The sequence below is a fragment of the Croceibacterium soli genome, assembly GCF_009828065.1.
Lineage (GTDB): Bacteria > Pseudomonadota > Alphaproteobacteria > Sphingomonadales > Sphingomonadaceae > Croceibacterium_B > Croceibacterium_B soli.
Map to the genome: position 1 here is coordinate 206,089 of NZ_WTYK01000004.1, position 17,103 is coordinate 223,191.

At 68.6% G+C, this 17,103-nt stretch carries 17 protein-coding genes; 10 read left to right on the plus strand and 7 right to left on the minus strand.

The features are described from left to right. Positions 1-92 precede the first annotated feature (92 nt). From GRI75_RS08670 to GRI75_RS08680, 3 genes are read right to left on the minus strand one after another with little or no spacing between them, the layout of a single operon-like run. Positions 93-788 carry an SPOR domain-containing protein gene (locus tag GRI75_RS08670; protein ID WP_160746567.1) on the minus strand — a complete coding sequence of 232 codons (696 nt, stop codon included), beginning with the start codon at positions 786-788 and terminating at the stop codon, positions 93-95. A gap of 1 nt (position 789) precedes the next feature. Then, positions 790-2,535 (minus strand): arginine--tRNA ligase, encoded by a 1,746-nt coding sequence (argS, locus tag GRI75_RS08675; RefSeq protein WP_160746568.1) that lies wholly within the window; start codon positions 2,533-2,535, stop codon positions 790-792. Between the two features lie 52 nt (positions 2,536-2,587). After that, positions 2,588-3,235 carry a hypothetical protein gene (locus GRI75_RS08680; protein WP_160746569.1) on the minus strand — a complete coding sequence of 216 codons (648 nt, stop codon included), beginning with the start codon at positions 3,233-3,235 and terminating at the stop codon, positions 2,588-2,590. 74 nt (positions 3,236-3,309) lie between these two features. Between GRI75_RS08680 and ispH the strand changes: the two genes are divergently transcribed. From ispH to rnhA, 3 genes are read left to right on the plus strand one after another with little or no spacing between them, the layout of a single operon-like run. Further along, complete coding sequence (gene ispH / locus GRI75_RS08685; RefSeq protein WP_160746570.1) at positions 3,310-4,296, plus strand: 4-hydroxy-3-methylbut-2-enyl diphosphate reductase; 987 nt, start codon at positions 3,310-3,312, stop codon at positions 4,294-4,296. Positions 4,297-4,304: 8 nt separating this feature from the next. Continuing rightward, complete coding sequence (gene thrB / locus GRI75_RS08690; protein ID WP_160746571.1) at positions 4,305-5,273, plus strand: homoserine kinase; 969 nt, start codon at positions 4,305-4,307, stop codon at positions 5,271-5,273. Between the two features lie 15 nt (positions 5,274-5,288). Further along, entirely contained in the window at positions 5,289-5,726 is a 438-nt protein-coding gene (gene rnhA / locus GRI75_RS08695; protein ID WP_160746572.1) for a ribonuclease HI, read from the plus strand. A gap of 402 nt (positions 5,727-6,128) precedes the next feature. Here the strand turns inward: rnhA and GRI75_RS08700 are convergent, their stop codons facing one another. Together GRI75_RS08700 and GRI75_RS08705 are read right to left on the minus strand one after the other, a co-directional pair. Next, on the minus strand, positions 6,129-7,226 hold the full coding sequence (locus GRI75_RS08700; protein WP_160746573.1) for an NAD(P)/FAD-dependent oxidoreductase: 1,098 nt from the start codon (positions 7,224-7,226) through the stop codon (positions 6,129-6,131). Continuing rightward, positions 7,223-8,179: an alpha/beta fold hydrolase gene (locus GRI75_RS08705; RefSeq protein WP_160746738.1), complete on the minus strand. Its 957-nt coding sequence runs from the start codon at positions 8,177-8,179 to the stop codon at positions 7,223-7,225. The genes GRI75_RS08700 and GRI75_RS08705 overlap by 4 nt, the downstream gene beginning before the upstream one ends. A gap of 80 nt (positions 8,180-8,259) precedes the next feature. Here GRI75_RS08705 and GRI75_RS08710 point away from each other — a divergent pair, with 80 nt between their 5' ends. The 7 genes from GRI75_RS08710 (at position 8,260) to GRI75_RS08740 (ending at position 15,528) form a co-directional block, all read left to right on the plus strand. Beyond that, entirely contained in the window at positions 8,260-8,751 is a 492-nt protein-coding gene (locus GRI75_RS08710) for an A24 family peptidase (RefSeq protein WP_160746574.1), read from the plus strand. A 70-nt stretch (positions 8,752-8,821) separates the two neighbouring features. Then, the gene (gene cpaB / locus GRI75_RS08715) at positions 8,822-9,934 is read left to right on the plus strand and encodes a Flp pilus assembly protein CpaB (RefSeq protein WP_160746575.1); all 1,113 of its coding nucleotides are present in this window, start codon (positions 8,822-8,824) and stop codon (positions 9,932-9,934) included. Positions 9,935-10,005: 71 nt separating this feature from the next. Beyond that, positions 10,006-11,529 carry a type II and III secretion system protein family protein gene (locus GRI75_RS08720; RefSeq protein ID WP_160746576.1) on the plus strand — a complete coding sequence of 508 codons (1,524 nt, stop codon included), beginning with the start codon at positions 10,006-10,008 and terminating at the stop codon, positions 11,527-11,529. Positions 11,530-11,543: 14 nt separating this feature from the next. Further along, entirely contained in the window at positions 11,544-12,197 is a 654-nt protein-coding gene (locus tag GRI75_RS08725) for a CpaD family pilus assembly protein (protein WP_160746577.1), read from the plus strand. Between the two features lies 1 nt (position 12,198). Next, positions 12,199-13,488, plus strand: coding sequence for a pilus assembly protein CpaE (locus GRI75_RS08730; RefSeq protein WP_160746578.1), 1,290 nt, complete (start codon positions 12,199-12,201; stop codon positions 13,486-13,488). Positions 13,489-13,523: 35 nt separating this feature from the next. Then, positions 13,524-14,495 (plus strand): type II secretion system F family protein, encoded by a 972-nt coding sequence (locus GRI75_RS08735; protein ID WP_160746579.1) that lies wholly within the window; start codon positions 13,524-13,526, stop codon positions 14,493-14,495. Between the two features lie 19 nt (positions 14,496-14,514). Continuing rightward, entirely contained in the window at positions 14,515-15,528 is a 1,014-nt protein-coding gene (locus GRI75_RS08740) for a type II secretion system F family protein (RefSeq protein ID WP_160746580.1), read from the plus strand. 45 nt (positions 15,529-15,573) lie between these two features. On the opposite strand, the gene GRI75_RS08745 is transcribed toward GRI75_RS08740, so the two are convergent. Next, positions 15,574-16,053, minus strand: coding sequence for a MarR family winged helix-turn-helix transcriptional regulator (locus GRI75_RS08745; RefSeq protein ID WP_160746581.1), 480 nt, complete (start codon positions 16,051-16,053; stop codon positions 15,574-15,576). Between the two features lie 113 nt (positions 16,054-16,166). Beyond that, a complete protein-coding gene (locus tag GRI75_RS08750) occupies positions 16,167-16,949 on the minus strand; it encodes an SDR family NAD(P)-dependent oxidoreductase (RefSeq protein ID WP_160746582.1) in 783 nt (260 codons plus the stop codon). Positions 16,950-17,103 lie beyond the last annotated feature (154 nt).

Genomic DNA, 17,103 nt, shown 5'->3' on the forward strand with positions numbered 1-17,103 from the left:
TCCACCACCGCCTTCGGCGGCGGTCCTCCTGGTGGATTTAGGGGGCGCCTAAACGAATCCTCCCCCTCTGGGGGAGGTGGAAGATTTTGGGGTTAGTTCTTGACCTGGCAATCGCCGCCGGAGGCCTGGAGGCTGTCGCAGAGCGCCCGCGCGGCGGCGAGATCGCCGGGGACGGCCTGGAGGCGGAAGATCGGGCTGCCGTCCACCGTGGCTTCGACAATGCGGTGCTTGACGCCGTCGAGAGCGGAGAAGCGGCTCGCCAGCGTCGTCCAGCCGGCCTCGGCCCGCTCACGCGAGGAGTAGGCGCCGACCTGAACGCCCACGCCGGTGGGGACCGGCTTCTCGCCGGCAGTGTCCTTGGCCGCCTGTTCGCGGTCGATGCTCGGGCGCGGCGCTTCCTTGACGGCCACGCGGCCTTCGGGGCTCTGCCCTTCGGCCACTTCGAAGCTGGTCGCCCCGGTGCCGAGCGCCTGGGTGCCGCCGGCATCCTCCGGCTTCGTCTTGTAGGGCTGCTCCGGCGCTTCGATCGTGCTGCCGTCGGCCACGATCCGGGATTCCGAGCCGCCGCGGAAGTAGAACCACAGCCCGCCGATGAGCAGGCCGAGAACCAGAAGGCCGACCAGCCCGAACGCGATGACCCGGCCGGTATCAACCTGGTTTTCGTCCAGATCGCCGTCGCCCTCGAGCCAGGGCAGCCGCTCGTCCTCGCCGGCGAAGGCAAGCTCCTCCGGCTCCATCGCGCCATCGTCGAGCGGATCGCCCCCGCGCCCCTTGCCCGCTGCCTGCATTCTAGAGCTCCTCGACCGCCTCCACTCCAAGGAGGGCCAGACCGTTGCGGATAACCTGCCCGATTTGCTGGCCGAGGAAAAGCCTCGCCCCGGTCAGCTCCGGATCGTGTGCCAGGATGATGCGCTTGCCGGAATCGTCGTTACCCATGTTCCAATAGGCGTGGAACGCGGCCGCGAGGTCGTAGAGGAAGAAGGCGATCCGATGCGGCTCGCGCGCCTGGGCCGCGGCTTCGACCGTGCGGGGAAACTGCGCGGCCAGCTTGACGAGCGCCAGCTCGTCCGGGCCGAGCCGCTCGACGTTCGCGGGCGACGGCGCCAGACCTTCGGCTTCGGCCTTGCGCAGCGTGGAGCGGATCCGCGCATGGGCGTACTGCACGTAGAACACCGGGTTATCCTTCGAGGCTTCCACCACTTTGGCGAAGTCGAAGTCCATCTGCGCTTCGGGCTTGCGGGTGAGCATCGTGAAGCGGACGACATCCTTGCCGACTTCCTCCACCATGTCGGCGATGGTCACGAAGTTGCCCGAGCGCTTGGACATCTTCACCGGCTCGCCGCCGCGCAGCAGCTGGACCATCTGCACCAGCTTGACGTCGAACGGGATCGGCTTGCCCTGCCCTTGCGACAGCGCGGCAACCGCCGCCTTGATGCGCTTGACCGTGCCGGCGTGATCGGCGCCCCAGATGTCGATCAGCTCGTCGGCGGCTCCCGCCTTCTGCATGTGATAGGCGAGATCGGCGCCGAAGTACGTCCAGCTCCCGTCGCTCTTGCGGATCGGGCGGTCCTGGTCGTCGCCGAAGCGGGTCGAGCGGAACAGCGGCAGCTCTACCGGCTCCCAGTCTTCCAGCGTCTTGCCCTTGGGCGCTTCGAGCACGCCGTCATAGACGAGGTCGTGCTGGCGCAGCCAGGCTTCGGCCTGGTCGGGCTTCCCGGCGGCCTGGAGCTCGGCTTCCGAGGAGAACACGTCGTGATGGATGCCGAGCAGGGCGAGGTCAGCCCGGATCAGCGCCATCATCTCGGCCACGGCACGCTTGCGAAACAGACCGCGCCATTCGCTGGCCGGGGCTTCGAGGTACTTGTCGCCGTATTCGCCAGCCAGCGCCTGGCCGATCGGCTTGAGGTATTCGCCGGGGTAGAGGCCCGGGGGGATCTCGCCGATCGCCACGCCGAGCGCTTCGGAATAGCGCAAGTACACGGACTCCGCGAGCACATCGACCTGCGCGCCGGCGTCGTTGACGTAGTATTCGCGGACGACATCGTGCCCGGCGAACTCGAGCAGCGCCGCCAGTGCATCGCCGACGACCGCGCCGCGGCAATGGCCCATGTGCATCGGGCCGGTCGGGTTGGCCGAGACATATTCGATATTCACGGTCCGTCCAGTGCCAAGCGTCGAGCGACCGTAATCGGCGCCGAGCGCGGCGATGGCCCGGAGCTCCTCGCGCCAGCTTTCGTCCGCCAGACGCAAGTTGATGAAGCCGGGGCCGGCGATGTCGGCGCTCTCGATGGCCGGATCGGCGCTGAGCTTCTCGACGATCTTCTCGGCCAGGGCGCGCGGGTTGGTGGCCGCCTGCTTGGCCAGGACCATCGCGGCGTTGGTGGCGAGATCGCCGTGCGAAGGATCGCGCGGCGGCTCGACACTGACGGCGGCGTGGGAAATTCCGGCCGGAAGCTGGGCTTCCTTCTCCAGCGCAGCGAGAGCGGCGGCGATCTTCGCCGCAAAGGCGGCGTACAGCGTGTGCATATCGGACATGGCGCGGGCCGTTAGCCTGTTTGACGCGCCGCGGAAAGGAGCAGCGCGCGGATCAGCGCGTGGCGTTGTAGGCCAGCTGGTCCTGCGTCAGCTGAAAACCGACCAGCAGCTCGAAGCTGGCGCGGCCGATCGCGGCGCGCACCTCCGGCTCGCTGAGCGGATCGACCGCCGCATCGGCATCGCCGGCTTCGCGCTTGCGGGTGATGCGCTGACGGATCTCCGCCGGCAGGGTCGCTTCGGCGCGGTCGATATGGGCGCCGGCGGCGCCCTTGGCCGAAGCACGGGCCTGCCCGTCGGCGAACTGGAGCGTGACGGTGCCCAGCCGCTTCGCGACGACCGCGTTGGTGCCGCGCACGACGGTGGAGAAGTAAGGCAGCTGGACCGTCCGCGCGCCGCGCGTGTCGCGGCGCTGGGCGAGCACGTCGAAGGTGGCGGCGGCATAGACCTTCGCGCCGGTATCGTCGCAAGTCGTGCGAACATTGGTGATCGCGGCGGTCACGTCGATCGCATCGGCGGTGCGGGCGCCCTCGGGCGAGAACAGCGTAACGTCTCCGGTGTAGTCGGGAACGCCGACGGCGGGGCACACGGTCCTCAGCGCAGTGATGCCGACGCCTTCCTGCACCACGAGATCGCCTTCCGTTTGGCAACCGGCCAGCGCGGCGGCGGCAATTGCGACAATGGCGGCAGTGCGAAACTTCATGCGACTTCCTCGTCCAGACTGACGCGACGCCCTAGCCCTTTCGCCGCAGCGGCACAATCGCTAGAGGTGCCCCCATGAACGCCCCCTTTCAGGAATCGCCCCAGGGATCACTGGGCCAGGCCGGGAAGCTGCCGCTGCAGGTGCTGATCGCCGCGCCGCGGGGATTCTGCGCCGGAGTGGACCGCGCGATCGAGATCGTCGAACGGGCGATCGAGCGCTATGGCGCGCCGGTCTACGTGCGGCACGAGATCGTCCATAACCGCTACGTGGTGGACGGGCTGAAGGCCAAAGGCGCGGTGTTCGTGGACGAGCTCGACCAGGTGCCGGACGGCGTGCCGGTGGTGTTCAGCGCCCACGGCGTTCCCAAGGCGGTGCCAGCCGAGGCGGAGGATCGCGGGCTCGACTATCTAGACGCGACTTGCCCGCTGGTCAGCAAAGTCCACCGCCAGGCCGAACGGCAGATTGCGGCCGGGCGGCACATCGTCTTCATCGGCCACCGGGGCCATCCGGAAGTCGTCGGCACGATCGGGCAGGTTCCCGAAGGCGGCATGACGCTCGTCGAGACGGTCGAAGATGTCGAGGCGCTGGAGTTCGCCCCCGACGCGCAGCTGGCCTTCCTCACCCAGACGACCCTTTCGGTCGACGACACGGCCAAAGTCGTGGCGGCGCTGCGGGCGCGCTTCCCGGGTATCGTCGGGCCGAAGGCGGAGGACATCTGCTACGCGACCTCCAACCGCCAGGCGGCTGTCAAGCAGATCGCCCCGGCGAGCGACCTCGTGCTGGTGATAGGCGCGCCCAATTCATCGAACTCGGTGCGGCTCGTCGAAGTGGCCGAACGCTGCGGCACCGAGGCCAAGCTGATCCAGCGGGCGGCGGACATCGATCCCGCCTGGCTGGAGGGTGTCGGCACGGTCGGCCTCACCGCCGGCGCCTCCGCGCCGGAGGAGCTGGTGCGCGAAGTGATCGCCAAGCTGGGCGAGTGGCGCGCAGTGGAAGAGCGCACGCTGGTCACGGCCGAGGAGAAGATGACCTTCAAGCTGCCGCGCCAGCTCGTCGACTAGACCTACCCGTGGCAGTCTACACGCATCTTTCCGCCGAGGATCTGGCGGATCTGATCGCCGAGTATGGCGTGGGCGAGCTCGTCTCCGCCAAAGGCATCGCCGAGGGCGTCTCCAATTCCAACTGGCTGGTCGAGACGACCCAGGATCGCTTCATCCTGACGATGTATGAGCACCGCGTCGATGCCGACGACCTGCCGTTCTTCCTGGGCCTGCTCGACCACCTTTCCGCCAAGGGCTGCCCCGTCCCGCGCACGATCCACGATCGTGACGGAGCGGCTTATCGCATGGTGGACGGCAAGGCCGTGGCGCTGATCGAGTTCCTGCCCGGCGTTTCGATCGACACGCCGACGCCCGCGCAGGCCCGCGCCATCGGCGAAGCGCTGGCCGGGATCCACGCGGCCGCGGCGAATTTTCCGGGCGAACGCGCGAACACGATGGGCCTGGATACCTGGCGCGACCTGCTCGGGAGCTGCGGCGACGATGGGCTGGCGGAGATCGATCCCACCCTGCCAGCACTGGTCGCGAGCGAACTGGAGTACCTCGGCGCCAACTGGCCGCAGGACCTGCCCCGCTCGGTCATCCATGCGGACCTGTTCCCCGACAACGCGCTGATGCTCGGCGACCGCGTCAGCGGGCTGATCGACTTCTACTTCGCCTGCACCGACCTGACTGCCTACGATCTCGCGGTGACTCACGCCGCGTGGTGCTTCGGCCCGGGCGGCCGTTTCCGCCCGGCGATCGCCGAGGCGCTGCTCGCCGGATACGAATCGCACCGGCCTCTGTCGGCGGATGAGCGCGCCGCCCTGCCCGTCCTCGCCCGCGGCGCGGCGATGCGCTTCATCGCCAGCCGCGCCTACGACTGGCTGAACACGCCGGCCGGCGCGCTGGTGACGCGCAAGGACCCGATGGACTTCGCCCGCCGGCTGGAATTCTACGTCGCCAAGGGGACGGAGGCCTTCCCTCGCGGCAATGGCTGAGGCATGGCCCGGCCGATGAAGAGAGTAGAGATTTTCACCGACGGGGCCTGCAAGGGCAACCCGGGCCCCGGCGGCTGGGGCGCGCTGCTGCGCATGGGCCAGCACGAGAAGGAACTGAGCGGCGGGGAGCCGCACACGACCAACAACCGCATGGAAATGACTGCCGTCGCCCGCGCCCTGCAGGCGCTGATCGAGCCGTGCGAAGTCGTCGTCCATTCCGACAGCCGCTACGTGATCGACGGCATGACGAAGTGGATCCACGGCTGGCAGAAGAAGGGCTGGCTCAGCGCCAGCAAGAAGCCGGTCCGCAACGAAGACTTGTGGCACGAACTCATCGCCGCCGCCGCGCCCCACAAGATCACCTGGCAGTGGGTCAAAGGCCACGACGGGCACGTCGAGAACGAGCGCGTCGACAAGCTCGCCTGCGCCGCGGCCGAGGCGGCGCGGGGGTAGGCTGCCCTTCGGCAGACCAGTTCCTCCTCGTCACCCTGAACTTGTTTCAGGGCCCATCCCGCCGCTGCGCGCGGAGCCGGTGGAGGGCGACGCGGCGCCGCTGGCGCCCGTACCCACGACCTGTACGGGCGGCAAAATGGATGCTGAAACGAGTTCAGCATGACGGGTCAGGGGTGTTGTGCAACGGGTGTGGGCGCACCGTTCCAACAGCTTGCACGTTGCTGCCACTCGTCACCCTGAACTTGTTTCAGGGTCCATCCCGCCGCTGCGCGCGGAGCGTGGTGGGGGCGATGCGGCGCCGCTGGTGCCCGCGCCCACGACCTGTACGGGCGGCAAAATGGATGCTGAAACGAGTTCAGCATGACGGGTTTGGGCGGGTAGTTACGGGGGAGCGCTTGGTGCCTACCCGAAGCGGGCGGGCGAGTAGAGCGCGGGATCGAGGCGTTCGGTCATCGCGTCGCGGGGCAGGGCGAGCAGGAGTTGCGCGGCGAGGCGGGCGGCGGCAGGGGCGGTCTGGATGCCGAAGCCGCCCTGGCCGGCAAACCAGAACAGGCCCTCGACGTGCGGATCGAAGCCGTAGACGGGCAGGCGGTCGGGCGCGAAGCTGCGCAGGCCGGCCCATTTGTGCTCCACCGCTTCGATCCGCCAGTCGACCACGCGTTCGAAGCGGTCGATCGCCAGCGCCACGTCGAGCTCCTCCGGCGCGGCGTCGGCGGCGGCCATCGGGGTTTCGTCCTGCGGGCTGAGCCAGAGCTTGCCGTGCTCCGGCTTGAAGTAGAAATCGCCGGCGATGCCCAGCACCAGCGGCAGATCGGCCGGCGGGGACGGCGCGGTGCGCACTTGCGCCACGGTGCGCCGGAGCGGCTGGATGCCGACGGGGCGGGCCCCGGCCAGCTCGGCGACCGGATCGGCCCAGGCGCCGGCAGCGACGACCAGCGTGCGGGCCCTGGCCTCTCCCGCGCGGCCGAAGGAGAGGCGCCAGCCCTCCCCCTCACGCTCAGTGCTCTCCAGGCGGGCCGAGCACAGGAGCTCGACGCCGCCGCGGCGCGCGCGGGCGAGATAGTGCTGGTGCAGCCCGGCCACGTCGATGTCGGCGCAGGCGGGCTCGGCAATCCCGTGGTCCCAGCCGCGACGGAGACCGGGGATGCGGCTCTCCAGCGCAGCGCGTCCGAGGCGCTCGATCGAGACGCCGGTGCCGGCGAAGCGCTGCATGAAAGCGTTGATGGCCGCCTCATCCTCCCCGCGCCCGATGTAGAGCGCGCCGCGCCGGGTGAGCATTCCATGCTCGCGCAAGTAGGGGCCCGAAGCCAGCGTCAGCGGGACAACGTCGGGGCCGCCGTAGCATTCCTCCCAGAACGCCGCCGAACGGCCCGTAGCATGGTAACCGGGACGGTCTTCCGCCTCAGCCAACAGCACGCGCGCATGCGGGGCCAGCTCGGCGGCGATGCTCGCGCCGGCCATTCCTGCGCCGATCACGGCGATGTCGTAGGTTTCGCTCATGCCAATGCGCGGTCGAGGAAAAGATCGATCGCTTCAAGGGCCCTGTCGCGCACGGGGTCACATTCGCGCAGCAGTTCGTGGAACGCCTCCGGGCCGAAAACGATGAATTCGCAGCGCGGCAGCCGGGCGGCGGCGCGTCGAATCGCGGGGAAGCTGACCAGCCGGTCCTCGCTCGCGGCCAGCGTGAGCACGGGAATGTCGACCGATTCGAGCATGCCCCGCCGGCCGAGCAGCGCGATCGAATCCACCGCCGCGGCCACCCAGCCCCAGCTGCCCGGGCCCATCACCAGCTCGGGCCTGCGCTGCCGCCACCACAGCTCGTCGGCATAGCGGTCCGCATCGTGGGTCAGCAGAGCGGCGCGGCCGACGGGAAGTTCGCCCGGCTTCTCGCTCCACTTCCAGGCCGGGCGGCACCGCTCGCCGATCCGGCACATGAGGCCCGAGGCGGCGCGCTGGACATTGGGGGGAAGCCAGTCGGGCAGGAGGCCGAGCATCGGGGCGGAGAGCACCAGCGCGTCCGGTCGCAGCGCCCCTTCGGCCACCGCCCGCAGCACGAGGTGACCGCCCATCGAATGGCCGGCGAGCACGAAGGGGCCTTCGCGTCCCGCGGTCCATTCGCGCCAGAAGGCGGCCAGGTCGGCGACCCAGTGCCCGAAATCCTCGATGTGCCCGGTCACCGGATCGACGCCGAGCCGGCCAGATCCCGCCTGGCCGCGCCAGTCGAGCGCGGTGACGCACCACCCGCGCCGGCGCCAGTGCTCCAGGGTCTCGAGGTATTTCTCGTAAGCGTCGCCGCGGCCCGGCAGGAACAGCAGGCTTCCCCGCGCCGCGCCATCGGGCGCGGGCCAGTCGATGCGGCGGATCGCGTGCTCGTCGGGCGCGGTCCAACTGCTCTCGATCGCGTCGGCTGGAATGGAGCGGCGATCGAAGGCCGCCGGTTGCGCTTGGCTTATGCCGCCCTCCTGGCGTGGTTACTATTTAGTAAGCCCTGATCGCTAGCAGTGAACCTCGGGAATTACTCGGGGACACGTGGGTGGACGATCCGTTCAAATATGGGCTGCTGGCAGCCTTGGCAATCGCGCTGCTGATCGCCGCCTTCACCGATTTGCGCTCGCGCCAGATCGGCAACTGGCTGAACGGCGCGATCGCCCTGGGCGCACCGCTGTTCTGGTGGGCGAGCGGCCTTTCGCTGTGGCCCGAAGTGGCTGCGCAGGTGGGCGTGGCGCTGGCTGCCTTCGTCGTGCTCGCCGGCCTGTTCGCGCTGCGCGCCATGGGCGGCGGCGACGTGAAGCTGCTGACCGCCCTGGCGCTGTGGATCGAGCCCGCCTCGTTCCTCAAGCTGATCGTCATCATGGCGCTGCTCGGCGGCGTGCTGACGATTGTCTTCGCCGGCTGGCACGTGATCCGCGGGCGCAAGGACCGGCTGGCCATCCCATACGGTGTAGCCATCGCCAGCGCCGGATTGTGGGTCCTCCTGGCGCAATACTGGCCTGCAGCGGGCTTCGCGGCCGGGAATTCCGGGTGAACCCGATTTTAACCATTCCGGCCGTAAGTACCGGTCATAACGCCATTTTCATTCAAGAGGCTTGAGGCACATGGACAGGAAGAAGCTGGTTCTGCTGATGGCGGCACTGATCGTCGCGATCGGCACCGCACTGGCAGCGCGGAGCATGTTCGCCGGCGCGACGGCGCCTCAGGCTGAAGCCGCTCAGGTGCCGCAGGGCCCGCGCGTGCTCGTTGCCAAGCGCGGCCTTCCGGTCGGCACGATCATCACCGCCGATGCCATCGGTTACCAGCTCTGGCCGCAGGAAATGGTGCAGGACGCCTACTTCGTCGACGGCGAAGCGGACATGGCCAAGCTGCTCGGCACCGTCGTGCGCCACCCGATCACGGCCGGCGAGCCGGTGACCCAGGGCTCGATCGTGAGCCCGGGCGACCGCGGCTTCCTGGCCGCGGCGCTGGGCCCGGGCATGCGTGCCGTCACCGTGCCGGTTTCCGAGAAGACCGGCGTCGGCGGCTTCATCTTCCCGGGGGACCGGGTCGACGTGATGCTGACCCAGACGATCAGCGGCGCCGAAGGGCAGAGCCTCAACACCGCCGAGACGGTTCTCAGGAACCTGCGCGTGCTGGCCACCGACCAGTCGACCGAGACCACCACGGACGACCAGGGCAAGACGGTCGTCCAGGCATTCCGCACCGTGACGCTCGAAGCGACGCCGCGGATCGCCGAGAAGATCACCGTGGCGCAGACCATCGGCACGATCAGCCTCGCGCTGCGCTCGATCGCCGACAACCAGTCGGAGCTGGAGCGGGCGATCGCTTCCGGCGACTTCGAGATGCCGGACGGTCTGTCGAAAGCCGAAGAGGAGAAGCTGCTGCGCCGCGCCATGGCCCGCCCGCAGGACGGCGCCACCAGCTACGTCACCGGCGGCGACGTGTCGCGCTTCCAGCGCAGCACGATGCCGGCCCAGACCGCGCAGAGCGCGCCCGCGCCGGTGCAGGCGGATTACCCTGCTGCTGCAGCGCCGGCTCGCGGCACGGCCGTCGCGCCGGTCGCTTCGGGCCCGGTGGTCCGTGTCACCCGGGGCCAGGCGACCACCGTCGAACCGGTCGCGCGCGGCGCCGGGCAGTTGCGCGACCGCCAGGGGGGCGGAGCCGGCTCCGCCGCAGGCACGACGGCCGCGGCCGGCCTGAGCACCGTTCGCTGAGGTCCATGAGCAACATCGACAGAACACCCGAGCGCCGCGCCGAAGGCGCCGCTCAATCGAGGGGCAAGACAATGAAGCGTCGCCTAATCACAGTGCTGACTGCCGCGTGCGCGCTGTCGCCGCTGGCCGCCGTGCCGGGTGGCCCGGCCGCGGCCCAGGCGCTCGTATCGCCGGCCCAGGAGATCGTGCTTTCGATCGGCCGCGGCGAACTCGTCACCGTGCCCGGCTCCATGACCGACATTTTCGTGGCTAACGACCAGGTCGCCGACGTGCAGGTGAAATCGCAGCGCCAGCTTTATATCTTCGGCCGGGCGGGCGGCGAGACCACCGTCTATGCCAGCAACGCCGGCGGCGACATCATCTGGTCGGCCAACGTCCGCGTCGGCTCCAACCTCGACAGCATCCCGCAGATGCTGGGCCTGGCGATGCCGGAAGCCAAGATCAACGTCGCCACGATGGGCGCCAACACGGTGCTGCTGACCGGCACGGTCGCCGCCCCTGAGGACGCCGCCGAGGCCGAAAGGCTGGTCTCCGCTTTCGTGGGTGAAGGGACCAACGTGATCTCCCGCCTGAAGATGGCCACTCCGCTGCAGGTCAACCTGCGGGTGCGCTTCGCCGAAGTCAGCCGTTCGCTGACCCGCGCACTGGGCGTGAACCTGACGACGGTCGACACGACCGGCGGGTTCAAGTTCGGCATCGGCCAGGGCCGCGCCGGCGCGATCCCGCAGTTCACCCCGGGCAGCCCCGGCGGCCTGGGCGTGGGCCGCACGAGCGGCCCGACGGGCAGCAGCCTGGTCAGCCCTATCGCCAGCGGCACGACCTTGGGCGCCTTCGGGCGGTTCCTGGGGCTCGACATCGGCAGCGCGCTGGACCTTGCCGAGCGCGACGGCCTCGTCACCACGCTGTCGCAGCCCAACCTGACCGCGCTTTCAGGCGAGACCGCCGAGTTCCTGGCCGGCGGCGAGTTCCCGATCCCGCTGAGCGGCGGACTGGGCACCACGACCATCGAATACAAGAAGTACGGCGTCAGCCTGGCCTACACCCCCACGGTGCTGTCCAACGGCCGGATCTCGATCCGCGTGCGGCCCGAGGTGTCCGAGCTGTCGAGCCAGGGCGCGGTGACGGTGGAAGGCTTCACCATCCCCGCGCTGACCGTGCGCCGGGCGGAAACCACGGTAGAGCTGGGCTCCGGCCAGAGCTTCATGATCGCCGGCTTGCTGAGCAACAATGCCAACAGCACGATCGACAAGGCCCCCGGTGTCGGCGACCTGCCGATCCTGGGCAACCTGTTCCGCTCGACCGAGTTCCGCAAGGGCCAGACCGAGCTGGTGATCGTGGTCACGCCGTACCTGGTGAACCCGGTCGACGACAGCCAGATCAAGCTGCCGACCGACGGCTACCAGGCCCCGACCGCCTTGCAGCAGTTGCTGATCAACCGCGAGACGGACGGCGTATCCGGAGCGAGCCGCCCGATGCCCCGCGCCGCGGACGAGCCGGCCCCGCCGCCCTCGATCGGCGCCGACGACAAGGACCGCCGCAAGGGCAAAGTCGAACAGCGCGCCGAAGCCGCCGTGCCCGGCTTCAGCCTCAAGTGAGAAAGGTGACGACGATGCCCCTTAGCAGCAAACGCGCGGCCGCCGCCGCCCTCGCCCTCTCGCTCGGGCTGGCGCTTTCCGCCTGCAATTCCGTGGCTGGGACGAACCGGTCGCTCGACAGCGTCAAGCAGCCGGTGGTGCAGCGTTCGACCTACACTCTCGACCTGCCCGCGTCTTTCGACGGTCTGTCGGTCCCCGAACAGGCCCGCTTGGCTGACTGGTTCGATACGATGAACCTGCGCTACGGCGACCGCATCGGCATCGACGACGCCGCCGCCAGCCCCGCGGTGCGGGAAGACATCGCTGCGATCGCCGGCCGCTACGGCCTGCTGGTGAGCGACGGCGCGCCGGTGACCCAGGGCTTCGTCGCCCCCGGCAGCGTCCGAGTGGTCGTGACCCGCAGCAGCGCCCATGTTCCGGGCTGCCCCGACTGGTCCGACCAGCACGCGGAGCACAGCCAGAACGCTACCTCTCCCGGCTTCGGCTGCGCGGTAAACGGCAACATGGCTGCGATGATCGCCGATCCGGAGCACTTGCTGCGCGGCGCGGAGGGCACTGGCGAAACCGTGGTCATGAGCTCGACCAAGGCCATCAACACTTACCGCGACCGGCCGTCGACCGGCGCCGGCGGCTTGCCCGCGGCATCCGCGCAAGGTGGGGGAAACTGATATGAACGCACCCTGGAAATCCGGCATGACGGGCAACCGCGACCCGTTCGCGGCGTTCATCTGCGACGAGACCACGCTGGACGTTCTGCGCCCGGTCACCATCGAAATGGGCTGGGCCCCGGAAAAGTGCGCCAAGGGCGGCCTGCGCAACGCCGTGCAATCGCTCTCGATCGCGGCGAGCCCGGCGATCCTGATGGTCGACCTGTCCGAGAGCGGCGACCCGCTGAACGACATCAACGCCCTCGCCGAAGTCTGCGAACCTGGCACGGTGGTGATCGCCGTCGGCCAGGTCAACGACGTACGGCTGTACCGCGACCTGCTGGCCAGCGGCATCCACGACTATCTCCTGAAGCCGCTTTCGGCCGGGCAGGTGCGCGACGCCCTGAACCAGGCCCAGGCGATCTTCGCCGCCCCCCGCGGCGGGGATGCCGACGCAGCGAAAGTGCATCTTTCCACCGCCGTCGTGGGCACCCGCGGCGGTGTCGGCGCCTCGACCCTGGCGACCTCGCTCGCCTGGCTGTTCAGCACCGATCACCAGCGGCCGACCGCCTTGCTCGACCTGGACGTCCATTTCGGCACCGGCGCCCTGGCGCTGGACCTGGAGCCGGGCCGCGGCCTGACCGACGCGATCGAGAACCCCAGCCGCATCGACGGCCTGTTCATCGAGCGGGCGATGATCCGCGCGAACGAGAACCTGGCGATCCTGTCCGCCGAAGCGCCGATGAGCTCGCCGCTGATGACCGACGGCAGCGCCTTCATGCAACTGGAGGAGGAGTTCCGCCAGGCGTTCGCGGCCACGGTGATCGACCTGCCGCGCAACATGCTGATCAACTTCCCCCACCTGCTGGCCGAAGTGAACGTGCTGACGCTGGTGACGGAGATGACCCTCGCGTCCGCGCGCGACACCATTCGCATCCTCTCCTGGCTCAAGACGAACGCGCCCGGCGTGCAGCCGCTGGTCGTCGCCAACAAGGTGCAGCCCGGGGTGGCGGAAATCAGCAAGGCCGATTTCGAAGCCTCGATCGAGCGGCGGATCGATTTCCTGATCCCCTACGACCACAAGGCGGCGGTCAACGCAGCCAAGCTGGGGCAGACTTTCGTCGACGCCAACCGCGCCAGCAAAGCCGGCGCCGCCCTGCGCGAGGTCGCCTCGGCGGTTCTCGGAGTGGCCGAAGAGGACGCGATCAACGAGGCGGCAGCAGGCACGCAGTCGCTGCTCGGCAAGTTCGATCTCAAGTCGCTGCTGGGCAAAAAGAGCAAGACCAAGGGCGCGGCCGCGGCCGACGGTTGAGCGTCGGTGACGGCCGGGAAAGGCGATAGCAGGGCATGAGTGTGATCCAGCTTGTGATCGTGGCTGCGGGACTGATGTTCCTGGCGATCGTCGGTGCGCTGATGCTCAATGGCCGCTCGCCGGCCAAGGAAGCGCAGCGCCGCCTGGAAGCAGTGCGCTTCCGCCATTCCGAAAGCACCACCGCCAAAGTCGAATCGCAGCTCAAGAAGGCGATCGCCGCGCGCAAGCCGAAGATGCACAAGATCGCCGGCTCCGGCTCGCGGGCAGAGGCTCTCGCGCTCCGGCTCGACCGGACCGGCCACGGCTGGACGGTGACGCAATACCTCTACACCTCGCTGGGCCTCGGCCTGGCGGTGACGGTGCTTCTATTCTTCAAGACGGGCGCCCCGTTGCTCTCGCTCGGCGTGGGCGTGATCGCCGGCGCCGGCCTGCCGCACATGATCGTCAACCGGCTGATCAAGAAGCGGATCGACCAGTTCAACGCGAAGTTCCCCGATTGCATCGAGCTGCTGGTTCGCGGCTTGCGCTCGGGCCTTCCCGTCACCGAGACCCTCGGCGTAGTGGCGACGGAAATCCCCGGGCCGGTCGGCGCCGAATTCAAGGGCGTGGTCGAACGGATCAAGATCGGCCGGACGATGGAAGAGGCGCTGCAGGAAACGGCCGACCGGCTGAACACCGCCGAGTTCCAGTTCTTCGTCATCACCCTGGCCATTCAGCGGGAGACCGGCGGCAACCTCGCCGAGACTCTGTCCAACCTGGCCGACGTGCTGCGCAAGCGTTCGCAGATGAAGCTGAAGATCCGCGCGATGAGCTCGGAATCGAAAGCATCGGCCTACATCGTCGGCGCCCTGCCGTTCCTGGTGTTCCTGGCGATCTGGTGGATCAACCCCGGCTACGTCGGCGGATTCTTCACCGAGGATCGCCTGATCGTCACCGGCCTCGGCGGCCTGGTTTGGATGAGCATCGGCGGCTTCATCATGGCCAAGATGGTCAGCTTCGAGATTTGAGCGAGGAAAAGGCGCAGCCATGATCACTCCGCCCGCCGGCCCCACGCTCCTCGGCGTCGACGTCATCCTCGTCGGCTCGGTCCTGGCCGGGATCGCCGCCGCTGCCGTGCTTCTCGCGATCTATGCCGCGGTGACGGTGACGGATCCGATGGCCAAGCGCCTCAAGGCCCTGAATGCGCGCCGCGACGAGCTGAAGTCGGGCATCGTCACGGCCAAGGCGCGCAAGCGCCAGAGCCTGGTCCAGCGCACCGACACGACCGAGAAGATGAAGGACACGCTGCAGGGCATGAAGGTCCTGCAGGAAAGCCAGATCAAAATCATCCAGCAGAAGCTGGCGCAGGCCGGTTACCGCAACAAGGAATACGCGGTGATCGTGATCTTCGCGCGGATGGTGCTTCCGGTGGTGCTGGGGTTCCTCGGCGTCATCGTGCTCTACTGGTCCGACACTTTCCCCGACTGGAGCAGCTTCAAGCGGTTCATGGCCTTCGCCGCGCTCGTGATCGGCGGCTACAAGGGCCCGGAGCTCTTCCTCAAGAACAAGACCACGAAGCGCACTGCAGAAATCCGCAAGGGCCTGCCCGATGCGCTCGACCTGCTGGTGATCTGCGCCGAAGCCGGCCTCACCGTAGACGCCGCGTTCAACCGCGTCGCCAAGGAGCTTGGCCGCGCCTACCCCGAACTGGGCGACGAGTTCGCGCTGACTGCGATCGAGCTCTCGTTCCTGACCGAACGCCGCCAGGCGTTCGAGAACTTCGCCTATCGCGTGGACCTGGACGCGGTGAAGGGCGTCGTCACCACGATGATCCAGACCGAGCGCTACGGCACGCCGCTCGCCTCGGCGCTGCGCGTGCTCTCGGCCGAATTCCGCAACGAGCGGATGATGCGGGCGGAGGAAAAGGCCGCGCGCCTGCCGGCGATCATGACCGTGCCGCTGATCCTGTTCATCCTGCCGGTGCTGTTCATCGTCATCCTCGGCCCGGCCGCCTGCTCGATCAGCGACGCGTTCTCCGGCGGAGGCCCCGGCGCCAAGTAGGACGACCCTCCGCTGTGAGGGGGAGGTTTGGGGTTGCCGGTCGGCTTACTCTACGCCGAAGTTACCGCTGTCGATGTCGTCGGCATCGAGATCGTCGACCTCGTCGCGGACGCGCTTGAGCAGCGAACGGAAGGTGTCGACTTCCTCTTCCGTGAAGCTGGCGAACAGCCGCCGCTCCATCTCCAGCGCCAAAGGCATGATCTGCCCGTGCACCTCGCGGCCCGCCTCCGTCAGGTCGAGCAAGTGCGAACGGCCGTCGCTGGCGTTGGGCTGGCGCACGGCAAGGCCGCGTTCCTCCAGCACCTTGCAGGCGCGGTTGACCGCCACTTTGTCCATCACCGTGTGCTGCGTCAGCTCGCGCTGGGTCATGGGCCCGGCGTCGCCGAGCACGGCCATCACCCGCCATTCCGGCACGCTGAGGCCGAAGCGTGTGCGGTATTCCTGCGAAATCCGGCCGCTGACCGCGTTGGACGTGGTCGAGAGCCGATAAGGCAGGAAGTCGGCGAGGCGCATGGATTGTTTCATGACTTACCAGTTGTGTTGCAGCGGGCGCGCGTTTGCAAGCCTCGCCTGAAGGGAGCGCCGCGACTGGCCCCGGAGTGCTTCCGCAACGGGTCGGCAGGGAGGTGACACGGGATCTACTTGGGCGGCATGCGGATGGCGCCGTCGAGCCGCACCGTCTCGCCATTGAAGTAGCCAGTTTCCAGCATGGTCATGACCAGGCTGGCGTATTCCTCCGGGCGCCCGAGTCGCTTGGGGAACGGCACCGCCGCGGCGAGCGATTCCTGTGCCTTCTCCGGCAGTCCGGCGAGCAGCGGGGTGGCGAAGATGCCGGGCAGGATCGAATTGATGCGGATACCCTCGGACATGAAGTCGCGCGCGATCGGCAGGGTCATCCCCGCCACCGCGGCCTTGGAGGCGGCATAAGCGACCTGGCCGATCTGCCCGTCCACCGCGGCGACGGAGGCGGTGCAGACCATGGCGCCGCGCTCGCCGTCCTCGAGCCCGTCCAGCGTCATCATTCCGGCAGCCGACTTGGCGACGCACTGGAACGTGCCGACGAGGTTGACCTTGATCGTCTTGAGGAACAGCTCGACCGGCAGGTGCGAGATCTCGCCGCTGTCCCGGTCGCGCCGGACGGTCTTGCCGATCGTGCCGATACCGGCGCAGCAGACCAGCACCCGCTCCTGCCCGTGCGCCTCTCGCGCCTTCGCGAAGCCGGCATCGACCGATGCTTCGTCGGACACGTCGACCTTGCACATGATCCCGCCGATCTCCTCGGCCACGCGCTGCCCGCGCTCCTCGTTGAGATCGAACAGGGCCACCTTGGCGCCCTTCGCAGCCAGCGCCCGCGCGCTCGCTTCGCCGAGGCCGGATGCGCCGCCGGTGACCACTGCGGCGATGGAACTGTCGATCTTCATGGGCTGTCTCCTGTCTCTCGGCCCGCCGCTTAGCCGCTCCCGGCGCGGCGGACCAGAGGGACGAAAGCTGACGCGAGGAGGTGTGTCGCGCAGTTATCGTGAGGGCTCGTGAAACGAGGCATCTCTCAACATACCTCAATCCGTCATGCTGAAC